Here is a 15,141-nt window from a genome sequence, read left to right as displayed (position 1 = left end):
TGATATGACACAGTTCACTGAGGAAGTTCTTGTAATAATAAAGAGAATACCATACGGAAGAGTCATGAGTTATGGACAGGTCGCAAGATTTGCAGGAAATAACAGAGGTGCCAGGCAGGTAGCCAGGATACTCCATTCTATGACTGAAAAGTATGAGCTCCCATGGCACCGGATTATTAACTCCAAGGGCAGAATATCAATCACGGATGCCAGATATGCAGCGATTCAGAGAGAACTTCTTATATCGGAAGGTGTAGAAGTTTCGGAAGAGGGATACGTAGATATTTCCATATATGGAATATGACCATATTAATAATACAAAAGAGAGGATGAAAAAATGGAACTTAAGCCGCAAACTGTAATAAAAATGACCGTAGTTAAGAAGAATAATTATTGCCCGGTTTTTAAGGAAGGCGATGAGATTATTATTAAGAAGCATTGTTTTGATACTACGGTCAATAAATTAGACAAATATTGCTATGCCACCTTGGCAGACATATACCCTAAATGTAATAATTTAAGAAAGCAGGCGGTAGGAGATAAAGATTATTTTGTATGCCGTGATAATGGAATTATTGAAATTGAACTGGAACGTATGGAAGATGAACTTTATAACTTTGAACAGGAATTCTTTCTTTGATGACTGCCCAAACAGCTTTACGCCATAATGAGACAGCCTGTATTTCACCGTTGGATAAGCCCCAGCATATAATGATTATACATCTGAATGAGATCGAACAACCAGAACTATGGGGTGGGGACCGATACAGATGTCAGTTCCAATCTGGCACATCGAAACATCTGGTGTGCAATATAATGGCGTAATTGAAACAATTTAGGAAAGGTGGTCACAAGTATGGATAATTTAGCTGAGAAGATCAGAAAAGAGATTGAAGCAAAAAAAGATCTGATTGCCCAAGCAGAAGCTATGCATGCTGATCCTGAAAAACAGAAACAGACAGAGGAGCTTGTACTGGGGATATTGAAAGAACAATTGTCAAAAATGAAGGAATACCAGCAAGCTCTGGAATCTGTGTTAACTTCATCAGAGGAACAGACCAAAGAGGAGCAGGACTCCTGATTGGACAAAGGTTTTTGTTCTCCAACACGTCAAGATAACATATGACAATAAAAATCCTCCTTCTGTTATAGGGGGAGGATTTTTAGTTATGAGGGATTTTCACGGTAGCCATTCCCTTTTTTAACATAGTTCCAATACTTTGATTATGTGCCCTGCGTATTCTTTTCAGACTGAACAACGTATCGGGATTATTATTTATAACATTTACTCCAAATTTGCAAGTTACAGTTGCTTTAAAACCAAGTTTTTTAATTATATTTTCCAGATTATCGTTATATCTGCCATATGGATATGTAAATGTAGTTGGGCAGATTCCTGTTACTTCCATTAATTTCTCCTGCAGCATATTCAGATCATTTCCTATAAATTCTTCATAGTGCTTCTGAGTCTCATTTGCCATTTGACTGCATCCATAGCGTTCTTTTGAAATTTTATGCAAACCATAGGAGTGGTTTTGCATTTCAACCAGTCCGGAATCCTGCATTTCTTTTACTTCATCCCATGTAACATGAGAATATTCAATATTTTCATCCTTTACCTTCGAAAACTCATCCACACTTTTTCCTATGATAGATAGAACTATTTTCATATTGTATTCTTTTAACAATGGATAAACATTTAAATAGGTACTAAGATACCCATCATCAAAAGCCAGAATGACCGGATTTGGGGGCAAATCTTTCTTATCATAAACATAATCAATTAATTGTGTCATCGTAATAGTATTGTAATTATTATCTTTTAAATACTTTAAATCACTTTCAAATTCAGAGGGGCTAATGACATCATTGCCGAAACCACTGTTTTTTACCTGATGATACATAATGATCGGAACTATAATTCCATCAAGGGTTTGTACGGAAGAAACCGCGTTGATTTTATAAATACTTTTGATGATCGAGATAGATAACAAGCTGTAAGTTATGACTAGAAGTAATTTTTTAAGATAACATCTATAATTTTTTGAAGACCCCATATTTCTTCCTTCCACTTATTTATAATAATTGTATGCTCATCAAACTAATGGTATACTATATAGAAACTAAAAACCGGATAGATTAAGCAGAGAAGAAATGTTTAGAAAAATTCCGGAACAGAAACGGGGAGGGGAATATGAAGCAGCATAATAAAAAGAGACTGTCAGTCTATCTCTGGGTATTATCATTTTTTAAGCCTTATACAGGGCTTTTACTTTTGTTTATTCTTTCAGGATCGGGTATTATTCTATGTGAGATGTCCATTCCATATTTTATCCAGGTCTTTATTGACAAGGTGGTAATGCAGCAGAATGCGGAGGCATTTACCGGACAAATTCTATATTTAATTACTGCAATCGTAGTTATGCTTATATTTATTGCCATAAACAATGTAATGCAGAGGGCTCTGCCTGAAAAAACGGCAAGAGATTTGCAGTATTCGGTGTATCGTCATTTGCGGAGGCTTGGTTTCTCCTATTTTGAACGCAAACCTGTGGGTGAGACGTTATCCCTATTGAATACAGAAGTTCTTGCAGTGCAAAGTATATACAGAGACTTTTTTCCAGGTACGGTTTATATGATTTTATCCATCCTATTTCCCTTAGCTGTCATTTCCATTAAGGACTACCGCTTTACCTTGATTATTATGGGAAGCTACCTGCTGTTTTTTACCTATGGTCCTTATATTGATAAAAAAGTGGTGGAATTTTTGAAAAAGCAGACAGATACAAAAACGGCACTGGATAAAAAGACATATGACAGCATAAGTGCCATACAGGAGGTCCGGGCGTATCATGCAAGAGAGTGGGAGACAGGGAGATTTGTGGAGTCATTCAGGGCTTATAAAGATGCCCGGCTTGGTTCCCTTTTCTTTCGGCTTTTGCGGCCAGCCTTGTGCGTAGCTACCACCAGTATTGGTAATATCGGTTTTTTTGTATTTGGCTCTTATCTGGTAAAGCATGGAGAAATGACCGTAGGTGAATTTAGCGCATATATCTTTTATTTTATGATGGTTATGCGACAGATCAATGGATTATCCTATGTTTTCACGGAGCAGATGCATTTATTGGGCCAGGCAGAGAAACTATTTGACTTTATTAAAATTGAGCCAGATATAGCCGAACCTGCAAAACCTCGCATTCTCCCTCAGATATCTGGTAATTTTTCCTTGCAGAATGTTTCGTTTCATTATCAGGACCGAACCGATCTGTTAAAAGAGTTTAATCTGGAAATAAAATCTGGAGAGCGTGTCGCTTTTGTGGGAGCCAGCGGAAATGGAAAATCAACGGTATTAAAATTACTGGACCGATTTTATGATCCCCAGGAGGGGGACATCACTCTGGAGGGAGTATCCTTAAAAAATCTGTCCTTATCTCAGCTAAGAAACAGCATTGGGTATGTTTTTCAGGAGACGTATCTGTTTGGTTCTTCCATTAAAGAAAATATTCGGTTTGGGAACCCTGATGCCACGGATGAAGAGGTGATTCAGGCAGCTAAAGCAGCTTACGCCCATGAGTTTATTATGGAAACGGAACAGCAGTATGAAACGCTTGTGGGAGAGCGGGGCATTAAATTATCCGGAGGACAAAAGCAAAGAATTGCAATTGCAAGGATGTTTATTAAAAATCCTGCCATTCTGCTCCTTGATGAAGCAACCTCTGCACTGGATAATGTAAGTGAAGCCTATATTAAGAAAGCTCTTGATCAGTTAAGCAAAGGCAGGACTACCATAGCCATAGCCCATCGTATTTCTACGATTATGGATTATGATAAAATTGTTTATGTTCAGGATGGAAAAGCAGCTGAGATTGGCACATACGAAGAACTGATACATAGAAAAGGGTTATTTTACGAACTCGTAGAAGGAGTCAGCTGATGAAACATATACGTTGGTACTGGAAATTTATTAAGAAAAGCAAGTGGGCATTCCTGGGCGCCTGTATCATCATGATTTTAGAAATCATAGCTCAAATGTCAAAGATCGGACTTCAAAAATGGTTAGTTGACTCTGTTTTTACACAGGGAAATTATCAATTTCTTCCTAAGCTGCTTATATTTATTACAATAGCCTATTTGTTAGGAGCTGTTACCCCCTATTGGTCAGAGTGGATACTTCATAAGATCGGATATGGAGTGAGGGTCAGTGTTGGAGAGGTATTAATGCAGGCATTGTATCGAATGCCCATTTCACAGTTCCAAAATGAGAGAATTACAAGATATGTGGATTATTTTACAAATGATGTGGAATCCATTGGAGAGAATGTTTACCGCTTGCCCCTTACCCTTCAGGATCTGATTAAACTCATTGTTTTAATCGGCATTATGGCATATTTAAGTCCTTCGGTACTAATCATACTGATTGTCATGATAATTTTATATTTTATCATAGGGAAAAGCTACAAAGAGCGCATGAAGACCAAGTCAAAAGAGGTAAAAGAAAGCAGAACCAATCTTCTGGTTCATATTGAGGAGGGGATCTCCTCCACAAGAGAAGTAATTGCATATAACCGAATGGGATGGGAAGAGAAGATTTACCATCGGTTATTTAAAAAGTATTATACAAAAATAATGGAAGAAGTAAGAATAATAAATGAGCAATTGTTTCTGACTGCTCCACTGCGATGGGGGACCAATCTTGTAGTATTAATATACGGCGGATATCTGGTATTGCATAATCAGATGACTCTTGGTACATATTTGATTTTATATCAGTACTCATTAAATATAACTACCTCTTTGCAGGCAGTTTATGAATTTCATGTTCGCTGGACCTCTTTTGAAGTCAGCATTGAGCGTGTCAGATCGGTAATTGAAAGTGCTGAAGGGGAGACCGGAGCAAAATCCCTGAATCAAATTAATGAAATTGCTTTTGATAAAGTATCCTTTCAATATTCAGAAAATTCTCAAAAGGTACTGGATGAATTAACATTCTCAATTCCAATTGGTAAAAAGGTAGCAATTGTTGGGTCCAGCGGAAGTGGAAAGTCAACCGTCGCAAGACTGCTTCTTCGGTTCTATGAGCCTTCAAACGGAGCTATCCGTATCAATGGAGTGGAATTGAAAGACATAAAGGAACATGATTACGATTCCTGTTACAATATTGCTTTTCAGGAGCCTTATTTTTTCCCGGATACCATTCGAAACAACATATTGTTTGGAAGAAGTGGAATTACCCATGAAAAAATGATAAAAATCTGTAAGCTGGTACAGATTCATGATGATATTATGAATCTGGAGCTTGGGTATGATGCTATGATAGGGGAACGGGGAATCAGCTTGTCGGGCGGTCAGAAGCAACGCCTTTCCCTTGCAAGAGCTCTGGCAGCAGACCCGGATGTATTAATTCTTGATGAGGCAACATCTGCATTGGATCTTGAGACAGAGCGTCAGATCCAACGAAATATGGATGAATTACGCCAGGGGAAAACCACAATTATTATTGCCCACCGTCTGTCCACAGTTCAGAATGCAGACACGATCTATGTTTTTGAGAATGGAAAGGTGGCGGAAGCAGGATCACATACGGAGCTGATGAAAAATGGTTCCGTGTATACTAGCCTTGTACATGCCCAGACAGAAATAATATAATGCCGTGGTATCTTTAATTTGGAGGTAAAATGATATGAATATAAAATTTGATCCGAACAACAACGTCATTAAACTCTGTGTAATAGGGATGAGTTTAGAAGATCGTGGAAATGTTGAAGAAGCTGACAAGATGTTTCAGCAAGCATGGGATGAGGCAGCAGATGACTATGAAAAATTTATTGCAGCATATCATTTTGCCCATCGACAAAAGGATATCACAGATAAATTAAAATGGCTGGAAACATCCTTACAGTGTGCACGAAATATAAATGATGAGAATGTAAAGAGTGCATACACAACATTATATGCAGATATTTCCGGGTGTTATGAGGAGCTGCATGATTCTGACAATGCAAAAAAATATACTGAATTAAGTGAATCATATAAAGGAGCACCTTCTGATAAAGGTCCATTTTATCATGGAACCAAGGCAGATTTAAAAGTTGGTGATTTGCTTACAGCTGGTGGAATTTCTAATTACAAGCCTGAGCTTCAAATGAATCATATCTATTTTACTGCTAATATCAATGGTGCGGGACTTGCAGCGGCATTGGCAAAAGGAGAAGGAAGAGAACGGGTTTATAGAATAGAACCAATGGGTGAATTTGAAAATGACCCCAATGTTACTGACAAGAAGTTCCCAGGTAACTTAACTCGTTCCTACCGTTCAAAAGAACCCCTGAAAATTATTGGTGAGGAGGCTGAGTGGAATAAAATTACTACTACAGAAAAAAGTAAATGGCGTGAAAATTTAGCAAAAAATAAAGGGGAAATTATTAACTGAGCAAATTACAATAAATTAAAATATTTATAAAGTTTATAAATAACCTGACATGCAGTTGTCAGGTTATTCGTCTATAATAAAGTAAGATTGGAGTAAGGAATATGCAGATAAACAGACTTTTCGAAATAATATATCTTTTACTGAACAAAAAGTTTATGACAGCCAATGAACTGGCAGAGCATTTTGAAGTATCAGTCAGAACTATATATCGTGATATTGATACACTGTCTTTAGCAGGGATACCAATCTATGCTCTTCAGGGAAAGGGCGGAGGCATTTCCCTGCTGGAACACTATGTTCTTGATAAATCGGTTCTTTCTGAGAGAGAGCAAAATGAGATATTATATGCGCTGCAAAGCATGACCGTCACACAGGTTCCTGAGGCAGATAAAGTTCTCGCCAAATTAAGCAGCCTGTTCAATAAGAGCAGAACAAACTGGATTGAAGTGGATTTCAGTCCATGGGGAAGTGATGATAAGGGATATAGTCAATTTACGCAAATAAAGGATGCCATCCTGAGTCATAGAATTATTGAATTTAATTATTTCGGTTCATCAGGTGAGAAAACTGCCCGAAGAGTTGAACCAATGAAACTCATATTTAAAACAAATGCCTGGTATTTACAGGCGTTCTGCCAGACTAGGAATGAATTAAGAATGTTTAAAATTGTAAGAATGGCAGATGTCCAGAAAACAGAGGAAACTTTCACCCCAATGATCCCCGAACCATTGCCTGGCGGCGGTCAGTTGCAGGAAACTCAGAAGTGGATTGAACTATGTTTCAATATTTCTGCTGATGGAGCCTACCGCGTATATGATGAATTTGAGGAGAAAGAAATTACTAAAAACACAGATGGCTCATTCACCATTATGACCACTTTGCCTGAAAGTGATTGGCTGATCCGGTATATTCTGTCTTTTGGCTCCGAAGCTGAAGTAAAAAGCCCACAGCATATACGTGATATGCTTCAGCTCGAATTAAGTAAAATTGCCATGAGATATAAAATATAACCTGACACGGTGCTGTCAGGTTATATTTTATATAATCAAAGTGTTGATAAAATCTTACAAATCAATCAAAGGAGGTTCATTCATGGAGAGTTTTAGCCATATGTCAATTGATCCCAAAGAACTCCAGGGAAAGCGCATTCTCGTGACTGGAGGTACGAAGGGCGGAATGGGTGAGGCTATTGTTAAACGCCTTGCAAAAGCTGGAGCGACTGTCATTACAACAGCGCGAACTACTCCGGAAGAATTAAAGAGACCGGAATTATTTATACAAGCTGATATCAGCACACCTGAGGGCACTGCAAAAGTTGTGGAATATATTCTGGAACATTTTGGAGGAGTGGATATTCTCGTCAACAATGTCGGCGGTTCATCAACTCCCACCGGCGGCGCGCTCAGGCAATCAGATGAGGACTGGCAGCGTACATTCGATACCAACCTTTTTGCAGCGGTTCGGCTGGATCGGGGATTGTTGCCGCCAATGCTGAAACAAGGCAGTGGCGTAATCCTTCATATCACATCCATACAGCGCCGGTTTCCAGGTGAAAACACCATGGCGTACTCGGCAGCAAAAGCAGCGCTTGGTAATTACAGCAAGGCACTTGCGACAGAACTTGCACCAAAGGGAATCCGTGTTAACAGCATAGCACCAGGGTTTACGGAAACAAAGGCAGCAGAAAGACTCATTGAGCGGATGGCGCAGGAACGTAGCTGTAATTATAATGATGCAAGGCAGATTTTAATGGATTCATTGGGAGGAATCCCCATAGGGCGAACAGCACGTCCTGAGGAAGTAGCTGAACTTGCTGCGTTTCTTGTATCAGATCGCGCCTCCTACATCGTGGGTGCAGAACATACAATTGATGGCGGAATTGTCCGCACAGTATAAAGGAGAAGGATGACTATGACAAACAATAAATTTCAATTACCGAAAGCGGTTGAGACACATTTTCAGGCAACGAACGCGGGTGACCCAGCCGCCTTTCTTTCTATTTTTGAAGAGAATGCCGTTGTAATGGACGCAGGAAAAGAATATCATGGAAAACCAGATATTAAAGAGTGGAGTGACCACGATTATTTTGGTGTACATTTAAGACTGGAAGTCATAAATGCCGTTCAAGATGCCAAAGAAATTGTCGTTACTGCAAAATGTGATGGTGAATACAATAAGGCTGGTCTGCCTGATCCATTGTTTCTTGATTTTCATTTTACAATGGAGGGGGATAAAATTACACGGCTTTGCAATGTACTTTCCTCTAACAGCAGGGCAATTCCATTGCCCCAGCCGATTGCCGCCTATTATCATGCCTCAGATATTTTTGATGAAAACCTGCTTGCAGGATGTTTTACAGAGGATGCAATGTTGGTAGATGAAGGAGAGACGTACCATGGACCAGCAGCGGTCAGCAGGCATATTCTAGAGGCAAACAGGGGCGCAAAAGTTATGACTGATGTCACCAGTTATGCAGAAAAAAATGGTGAAACGATTGTCACTGCTGTCATTTCAGGTGATTTCGAAGGAAGCCCCATTCCTTTGGATTTCTGTTTTACAGTTCATAATGAAAAAATCAAAAACTTAAATATCACAGTATCCGGTGAATAACGTTTCACTTGATTTTAATCGAAATTTATTATATGTTATAAAAAGATAGTTACATAGACTTTGATGTGGTTTTTGGAATCTGAGTCTGCGGTTATCAGTATGGAGTTTAATAAATGGAGAGAAAATTAAGTTTACCTCAATATCTGGAAGAGAAAGGAATCCCCAGTGATTTGATTCAGACAATTGAATCAGTGTTTACACTCAGATCGTATAAAAAAGGCTGTAACATATTGAGTATGGGGGAAAATACAAAAGTTCTTTGTTTACTTCTCCAGGGTATCGTAAGAGGAGTCTATATTGATGAAGAGGGAATGGAAGTTACAAAGTGCTTCTCGAAAGAAGGAGAATGGTGCTGCTTTTATAATATTCTCAGTGATAGTCCTTCCGAATTCTGGATAGAGACTCTGGAAGATTGTCAGGTTGCAGAAATAGCAGTAGAACAGCTGCGCGATTTAATGAAACAGTACCAGCAATTTCGGAATCTTTTTGACGAACTATATAAAAATGCCTTTATACTGATCGATGAAAAGGGGGTATCCTTTCAGAGAATGCATGCAAAAGAAAGATATCTTCATTTTGTTAATAAATATGCTGATATCGAAGAACGCGTGAAGCAGGAATATATAGCCTCTTACATTGGAATCACCCCAAGTTCCTTAAGCAGAATAAAACGAGAACTGTAGTTGTCATTTGGCAATTACAGTTCTTGTTTTTTTTGATATGATTTGCATAATAAGAAGAAGAAATGGAAAATGGAGTGAAAATCATGGATAATAAAGTCACTTTAATAACAGGCTGCTCCTCCGGTTTAGGCAGGAGATTATGTATTCTATTAGCTGAGAAAGGATACCTGGTAGCGGCCACAGCAAGAGATATCAGCAAAATATATGATATCCCGGCGGCTCTCAAATTAAAAATGGATGTAACTGATGAAGAATCTATAAAAATTGCAGTCGAAACAGTCATCAGACAATATGGAAGAATTGATATTCTGGTAAATAATGCAGGCTATTCAGTGAGATCAGCAATTGAAGAAATTGATTTAAAAGAAATGTCCCAAATGTTTGAAGTTAATGTGTATGGAGCCATCCGTATGATACAGGCAGTAGCACCATATATGAGAAAACAAAACTCTGGAAAGATTATAAACATCGGTTCCATTTCAGGAAAATTGACTGGTTATGTAAATGGCAGTTATTGCGCATCAAAGCATGCAATAGAAGCAATCAGTGATGCAGCGAGATTGGAGTTACAGAGTTTTGGAATTCAGGTATCTGTGTTTGAGCCGGGGGCAGTAAATACGGAGTTTTTCAACACACTTTCTAAAAATTCAGATGAGAAGATGAAAAATAATAAGTCTCCTTACATGGACCGCTATCAAAATGATATGAATTATAGAAAAAAACAAAAACGGGCGGATATAGGAAAGGCAGCGGAAGATATCTGCAATAAACTTAAAAAGAAAAAGTTGAAGGCGCGCTATTTGATTGCAGTTCCCCAAATTTATAATTTGCTGATTGTGCTGCCAGATGGCTTAAGAGAAAAAATAATGCTCTTTTTTAATCGCTAAAATAATACAAAACCTTAATCTGATGGTATACTAGACTAAAATTATAACCCGGCAGGAAAAGAGAGGATTGTAATTGTATAAAAAGAGGTGGCTAAAATGAAATCAACGATAAATGAAAGGGTACATGAATTGTATTGGAGATATGATATTAACTGCGCAAGAACGGCTTTAACCTGTTTATGTGAATTGTTTCATGTTAGTCTGGAAGAACAGACGTTAAACGCTGCCATAGGTCTTCATGGAGCAGGAGGTTATAGAGCTCAATGCGGATTGGTTGAAGGTGCTTTGATGTTTATTGGAATTTACTTCAAACAGAAAGGTAAATCTGATTCTGAGATAGCCGGGATTTGCTATCAATTTGCTGAAGAATTTACAGATAGATATCATTCACTGAAATGCTTTGATTTACGCCCTAATGGCTTTAGTGAAAATGATCCACCCCACGCATGTGAGAAATTGACTGCTGAAACGATTGAATTCTCAAGTGAATTCATTAAGCGTATCTAAGAAGAACGCAATAGTCCAAAGAAACAGCCCGGGTTTAAAAGGCTGTTTCTTTAAGTTTTATAGTTATACTCATACGTTTAAAGTTTTATCTCCATAATCTTTTTCAAATCTCCACTGCACAGGACATCAAGATATTCAAATATTTTTTCCGCAGGCCAATCCCACCATTTAATCGTGAGAAGATGCTTAATAAGTTCATCGTCAAACCTTTTTTTCAGTATTTTACATGGGTTTCCACCTGCAATGTGATAAGCAGGAACATCTTTTGTTACAACAGAATTAGCGCCGATAATTGCCCCGTCTCCAATATGAATACCAGGCATTATGGTTACATTCTGTCCGATCCATACATCATTGCCAATCACAGTATCCCCTTTTAACGGCAGGTCTGCCAGTGCTGGCGTTGCTTTTTCCCAGCCGCCTCCCATAATATTAAAGGGATAGGTGGTAACGCTGTTCATTCTGTGATTCGCACCATTCATTATAAATTCAATGCCCTTTGCTATAGCACAAAATTTCCCGATAATGAGCTTGTCTCCTATAAAATCATAGTGGTGCGTCACATGTTCTTCAAACGATTCAGCTCCGTCTTTGTCGTCATAATAAGTGTAATCTCCGACGATTATATTGGGGCGTGTCACCACATTTTTAATATAGCAGACACTCTTAATCCCTTCATTCGGATATATGGCATTGGGATCTGGTCCATACTGCATATAAAAACCCTCCTGTATTGATAGAAATAGTATTAATAAATTATCAGCATACCATAGTCTGCTGTATATTTCCAGTACCTAAACAGCGTAATAACTAATATAACATATTGACAAATAGTTTTATATCAGGTATAAGTATATATGACTATAAAAATAAATATAGTCACAACGAGGAGGGAATATGCCAAAAGGATTTAGTGAGCAGGAAAAAAATAATATACATGAAAAGCTGATTGAGGCATGTAAAGAAAATTGGGAAAAGTTTGGCTATAAAAAAACCAGCATTGATGAATTATGCTTAAAAGTCGGTATCTCAAAAGGTGCATTCTATCTCTTTTTTGGATCAAAGGAAGCTCTTTTTTTGGAAACGTTAAGTGTGATTCAAAATAAATTATATGATCTGATTGAATCGATTTTATTAAAAGAACAAAATAAATATGGTGTAGCAAAGGCATTAAAGGCAGTTTATGCGGAATATGATAAAAGTCCGTTTTTATATGATACTTCACAAGCAGACTTTACAAGTTTTATCAACAAGCTTTCTGAGGAAGAAAGGCAAAGTATATTTTTTGATAGTCTTTATGGAGCAAAGCAAATGATTGAGAAACCCTTTTTGAAACTACGTATCAGTGAAGAGAAAGCTTTGTCTGTCATGGCTTCATTGCTATTTTTAATTACGGGTAAGGATAAGTTGGTATGCAACCATTTTGATGTCTTTGATTTTATGCTGGATCATTTAATTGACGATATATTTGAATAGGAGAATACGATGAAAAAATTTAATCTAAAGGAACATAACGCGAAAGTGTTTGAGTTTTCGAAAAATGCTGCAAGAGGAGTCTATCCATCGAAACGGGTAGCAAAGGCAGGTTCTGTTATTGGTTTTGTTATAGGGATTGCATTGGTGCTGATTGGAATGGCAGGTTCATTATGGGGCAGTGTATGGGGGATTGGAAGCTTGCTTGCGGGTGTTACTACTGTGATTTCCAATGTGTTAAATCTGAAGCGTATAGAATGAGGAAACGTGTATGAAAATCAGGGAGAATTATACTTGCCCACTGGAGTTAGTCCATGATTTTGTAAAAGAGATCAGCTTGAGCAAAAAGGTATTATCTGTGCCAATCAGATACCTACCAAAAAGTAAGTAATTTACTTTTTATTTTATCAGCCGTAAACTTTCAGTAAGAAACTATATAATTATGAGAAAAGAGGTAGTTATTATGAACGTTGGTCTGATTCTTGTAGATATTCAAAATGATTATTTTAAGGGTGGAAAGTATGAACTGGTTAACCCAGAACAAGCGGCATTACAGGCGAGTAAAGTTCTAACATTTTTTAGAGAGCACAATTTGCCGATTTACCATGTGAGACACATAAGTATAAACCCGGGTGCAGTATTTTTTATACCAGAGACTGCTGGTGCTGAATTTTATAAAGAGTGCAGTCCATTGAGCGGAGAAGAAATCATAATTAAGCATAGACCTGATAGTTTCCAGGGTACGGGCCTGAACGATAAGCTGGGGGAAAAAGGGATTGATACGTTGGTTGTGTGCGGTATGATGACGCATATGTGCATTGATACAACCGTCAGATCTGCCAATAATTACGGATACACTGTTGAATTAATTGAAGATGCCTGTGCAACGAGAGATTTGGTATGGCGTGAAACTACAGTACCGGCAGAATTGGCTCAGTGTGCATATATGGCAGCACTGAATGGGACGTTTGCCAAGGTACAAAAGGCAGATGCCTGGATCAAAAATCAAAAGTTAAACTAAGAACATTTAAAAAAGAGCAGACACGGTTAAGCAATTTTTTTCAGTCTGTGGTAAATTGTTTGGAGAGAGGTAATCAATATGCACGCATGGGAATCCATTCAAAAAACTCTGAATCATATTGAAGAAAATCTTGGGGAAGAAATTGAAATCGATACTCTGGCTGAGATTGCCGGGCTGTCACCATTTTATTATCAGAGATTATTCACACGATTGGTAAAAACTTCGGTTCGGGATTATATTAAGCTGCGCCGTTTGGCAAAATCTACAGTGATGCTGCGCAGCAGGGAAAATCGCATTATAGACATTGCGTTGTATTACGGTTTTGGAAGTCATGTAACCTATACCCGTGCTTTTACAAAGACCTATGGAATTACCCCATCCCAGTATCGAAGCAACCGTATTAGTCTGCAAAACTTTGAAAAACCTGATCTATTACTTAGTTATCTTGTAATCAATGAAGGGGTACCGCTGATCAGCGATGGATTAGTTCTTGAAATGAACCGTAAATTTCTTGATGAACCAATAGATTTTCTGGGAGTAATAGGCTATTATGCATTTCGTTCTGGTAAAATGCTTGGCGAAAAGACCGGTGTTGATATGGTTGGCGATATTTGGCACCAATTTTACAAAGAACTTTCCAATATTCCCCGTCTCCCAGAGGGGCGTCACATTGGTGTTTCGTTTAAGGGAGATGCGCCGGAAGGCTATTCCAGCTATTTTATAGGTACGGAAATTAATAAGGAAGAGACAGACCATAATTTTATTCGCTGGCAGCTTCCATCACGGGAATATGTGGTATGTGGATTTGAATCAGAAAACAAGGATCAGATGGTGGCGGATATGGGGAAAGCAATGAAATACACCCGGTTCTGGCTAAAAAAACACGGTTTAACTGCCGATGGTTTCTTTCCTGAAATGTATTATAAAAGCAAATCTGACATCGTTTATACGGAGTTATGGATTCCGTTTAAAAAACGAGGATGATATATAATTTTTAATGATGGAGGAAAAAAATATGAGTATGTATCAGGAAGGACTAAAGCTGCTGGAAGAAAAATTTGGTAACGGGAAAGACAATGTAATATCACTGGCTACCATTGCACTGGAGCCTGGCGCTAATGGAAAACCACGTCCTGTTGTCCGCAGTGTGGACGCTTATTATGAAGACCGTACATTCTATGTTGTCACCAATGGACAGTCACATAAAATGCAGCAGATCGCTGAAAACCAGGAGGTTTCGGTTGCGGGATGCCTGGAGATGTTTACTGCCAATGGAGTAGCTGAAAACCTTGGCTGGGTGCTTGACCCGAAAAATGCTGAATTAAGAACGAAATTACGCAAGGCTTTTTCTGAGTGGTATGACATGGCAAATAATGAAAAGGACGAGAATTGCTGCTATTTAGCAATTCATCTCAAAAAGGGAACATTAAACATTAATCATTGGGAGAAATTATACCACATGGACTTTGTTAATGAGACTGATATGGAAAACGGTGGAATTAATTAAGCAGTTAGAGACAGGGGCGAACG

At 38.2% G+C, this 15,141-nt stretch carries 19 protein-coding genes; 17 read left to right on the top strand and 2 right to left on the bottom strand.

Annotated features, from left to right (window positions below; translation table 11 throughout):
* The first annotated feature begins 4 nt into the window (after window positions 1-4).
* The 3 genes from BXY41_RS17320 (at window position 5) to BXY41_RS17310 (ending at window position 1,081) form a co-directional block, all read left to right on the top strand.
* Window positions 5-304 (top strand): MGMT family protein, encoded by a 300-nt coding sequence (locus tag BXY41_RS17320; protein ID WP_104438118.1) that lies wholly within the window; start codon window positions 5-7, stop codon window positions 302-304.
* A 33-nt stretch (window positions 305-337) separates the two neighbouring features.
* Window positions 338-640, top strand: coding sequence for a hypothetical protein (locus BXY41_RS17315; protein ID WP_104438117.1), 303 nt, complete (start codon window positions 338-340; stop codon window positions 638-640).
* A gap of 216 nt (window positions 641-856) precedes the next feature.
* Window positions 857-1,081 (top strand): hypothetical protein, encoded by a 225-nt coding sequence (locus BXY41_RS17310; protein ID WP_104438116.1) that lies wholly within the window; start codon window positions 857-859, stop codon window positions 1,079-1,081.
* A gap of 82 nt (window positions 1,082-1,163) precedes the next feature.
* Here the strand turns inward: BXY41_RS17310 and BXY41_RS17305 are convergent, their stop codons facing one another.
* On the bottom strand, window positions 1,164-2,057 hold the full coding sequence (locus BXY41_RS17305; protein ID WP_104438115.1) for a polysaccharide deacetylase family protein: 894 nt from the start codon (window positions 2,055-2,057) through the stop codon (window positions 1,164-1,166).
* A gap of 137 nt (window positions 2,058-2,194) precedes the next feature.
* On the opposite strand from BXY41_RS17305, the gene BXY41_RS17300 reads away from it, so the two are divergent.
* The 9 genes from BXY41_RS17300 to BXY41_RS17260 all read left to right on the top strand — a co-directional run bounded on the left by BXY41_RS17300 (window position 2,195) and on the right by BXY41_RS17260 (window position 11,117).
* Window positions 2,195-3,934 (top strand): ABC transporter ATP-binding protein, encoded by a 1,740-nt coding sequence (locus tag BXY41_RS17300; RefSeq protein ID WP_104438114.1) that lies wholly within the window; start codon window positions 2,195-2,197, stop codon window positions 3,932-3,934.
* Window positions 3,934-5,646, top strand: coding sequence for an ABC transporter ATP-binding protein (locus tag BXY41_RS17295; RefSeq protein WP_104438113.1), 1,713 nt, complete (start codon window positions 3,934-3,936; stop codon window positions 5,644-5,646). Before BXY41_RS17300 ends, BXY41_RS17295 begins: the two co-directional genes overlap by 1 nt.
* Window positions 5,647-5,680: 34 nt before the next feature.
* Window positions 5,681-6,430, top strand: a complete 750-nt coding sequence (gene arr, locus BXY41_RS17290; RefSeq protein ID WP_104438112.1) for an NAD(+)--rifampin ADP-ribosyltransferase — start codon at window positions 5,681-5,683, stop codon at window positions 6,428-6,430.
* Window positions 6,431-6,531: 101 nt separating this feature from the next.
* Complete coding sequence (locus BXY41_RS17285; protein WP_104438111.1) at window positions 6,532-7,440, top strand: helix-turn-helix transcriptional regulator; 909 nt, start codon at window positions 6,532-6,534, stop codon at window positions 7,438-7,440.
* 82 nt (window positions 7,441-7,522) lie between these two features.
* The gene (locus BXY41_RS17280) at window positions 7,523-8,326 is read left to right on the top strand and encodes an SDR family oxidoreductase (RefSeq protein WP_104438110.1); all 804 of its coding nucleotides are present in this window, start codon (window positions 7,523-7,525) and stop codon (window positions 8,324-8,326) included.
* A gap of 15 nt (window positions 8,327-8,341) precedes the next feature.
* Window positions 8,342-9,040, top strand: a complete 699-nt coding sequence (locus BXY41_RS26825; protein ID WP_170072439.1) for a nuclear transport factor 2 family protein — start codon at window positions 8,342-8,344, stop codon at window positions 9,038-9,040.
* A 113-nt stretch (window positions 9,041-9,153) separates the two neighbouring features.
* Window positions 9,154-9,723, top strand: a complete 570-nt coding sequence (locus BXY41_RS17270; protein ID WP_104438109.1) for a Crp/Fnr family transcriptional regulator — start codon at window positions 9,154-9,156, stop codon at window positions 9,721-9,723.
* 83 nt (window positions 9,724-9,806) lie between these two features.
* Window positions 9,807-10,610, top strand: a complete 804-nt coding sequence (locus BXY41_RS17265) for an SDR family oxidoreductase (protein WP_104438162.1) — start codon at window positions 9,807-9,809, stop codon at window positions 10,608-10,610.
* A gap of 96 nt (window positions 10,611-10,706) precedes the next feature.
* Entirely contained in the window at window positions 10,707-11,117 is a 411-nt protein-coding gene (locus BXY41_RS17260) for a C-GCAxxG-C-C family protein (RefSeq protein ID WP_104438108.1), read from the top strand.
* 77 nt (window positions 11,118-11,194) lie between these two features.
* Here the strand turns inward: BXY41_RS17260 and BXY41_RS17255 are convergent, their stop codons facing one another.
* Window positions 11,195-11,833 carry a Vat family streptogramin A O-acetyltransferase gene (locus BXY41_RS17255; RefSeq protein ID WP_104438107.1) on the bottom strand — a complete coding sequence of 213 codons (639 nt, stop codon included), beginning with the start codon at window positions 11,831-11,833 and terminating at the stop codon, window positions 11,195-11,197.
* Window positions 11,834-12,014: 181 nt separating this feature from the next.
* On the opposite strand from BXY41_RS17255, the gene BXY41_RS17250 reads away from it, so the two are divergent.
* The 5 genes from BXY41_RS17250 to BXY41_RS17230 all read left to right on the top strand — a co-directional run bounded on the left by BXY41_RS17250 (window position 12,015) and on the right by BXY41_RS17230 (window position 15,118).
* The gene (locus tag BXY41_RS17250; RefSeq protein ID WP_104438106.1) at window positions 12,015-12,593 is read left to right on the top strand and encodes a TetR/AcrR family transcriptional regulator; all 579 of its coding nucleotides are present in this window, start codon (window positions 12,015-12,017) and stop codon (window positions 12,591-12,593) included.
* Window positions 12,594-12,602: 9 nt separating this feature from the next.
* On the top strand, window positions 12,603-12,851 hold the full coding sequence (locus tag BXY41_RS17245) for a hypothetical protein (RefSeq protein WP_104438105.1): 249 nt from the start codon (window positions 12,603-12,605) through the stop codon (window positions 12,849-12,851).
* Between the two features lie 202 nt (window positions 12,852-13,053).
* Window positions 13,054-13,611 carry a cysteine hydrolase family protein gene (locus tag BXY41_RS17240; protein ID WP_104438104.1) on the top strand — a complete coding sequence of 186 codons (558 nt, stop codon included), beginning with the start codon at window positions 13,054-13,056 and terminating at the stop codon, window positions 13,609-13,611.
* A 78-nt stretch (window positions 13,612-13,689) separates the two neighbouring features.
* The gene (locus BXY41_RS17235) at window positions 13,690-14,595 is read left to right on the top strand and encodes an AraC family transcriptional regulator (RefSeq protein WP_104438103.1); all 906 of its coding nucleotides are present in this window, start codon (window positions 13,690-13,692) and stop codon (window positions 14,593-14,595) included.
* 31 nt (window positions 14,596-14,626) lie between these two features.
* Entirely contained in the window at window positions 14,627-15,118 is a 492-nt protein-coding gene (locus BXY41_RS17230; protein WP_104438102.1) for a pyridoxamine 5'-phosphate oxidase family protein, read from the top strand.
* Window positions 15,119-15,141: the final 23 nt, after the last annotated feature.

Source organism: Lacrimispora xylanisolvens, from assembly GCF_002934545.1.
GTDB lineage: Bacteria > Bacillota > Clostridia > Lachnospirales > Lachnospiraceae > Lacrimispora > Lacrimispora xylanisolvens.
The sequence above is the reverse complement of the archived record's forward strand: the minus strand, read 5'-3'. Positions and strand labels throughout refer to the sequence as shown.